Origin of the sequence: Pyxidicoccus trucidator, assembly GCF_010894435.1 — a bacterium.
Taxonomy (GTDB): domain Bacteria; phylum Myxococcota; class Myxococcia; order Myxococcales; family Myxococcaceae; genus Myxococcus; species Myxococcus trucidator.
The window spans coordinates 1-512 of sequence record NZ_JAAIXZ010000083.1; the positions used below are offsets into that span (position 1 = coordinate 1).

The 512-nt window shown below is 70.7% G+C and carries 1 protein-coding gene; it reads left to right on the plus strand.

Annotated features, from left to right (window positions below; all coding sequences use genetic code 11):
* Window positions 1-512, plus strand: a 512-nt coding sequence (locus G4D85_RS48515) for a CARDB domain-containing protein (protein WP_164021941.1), incomplete at both ends; no start/stop codon positions are given.

The following is a 512-nucleotide window of genomic DNA, read 5'->3' on the forward strand; positions in this document are numbered from 1 at the left end:
CCGAGGACGGTCAGCCTCTCATCGCGCAGGTGACGGTCTGCAACCATGGCACCACCTCGGGTGACTCCCACGTGGAGCTCTACCTGTCCGCCGACGCCATCATCCGCACCAACACCGCGCCGGGGCCCATGGAGGACTCCTTCGTGGGCGGCGCTCCCTCAGGCCCGCTCTACCCAGGCCAGTGCGCCACCGTGCCCGTCCAGGGCAATGCCTGGCTGCCTCCTCCGGGCATCGAGGGCCCCTACCACCTCGGCGCCGTGGTGGACCCGTCCAACAACCGCCCGGAGCTCCTCGAGGACAACAACTCCTCGTCCGGCTACCGCATCGGCGTGGGCGACGCGCCTGACTTCGTCGTCACCTCCGTCACCGGGCCCACCAGCGTCCAGGACGGCCAGCCCCTCACCGCGCAGGTGACGGTCTGCAACCACGGCACCCGCCCGGGTGACACCCTGGTGGAGCTCTACCTGTCCGCCGACGCCACCATCCGCACCAACACCGCGCCAGGCCCCATG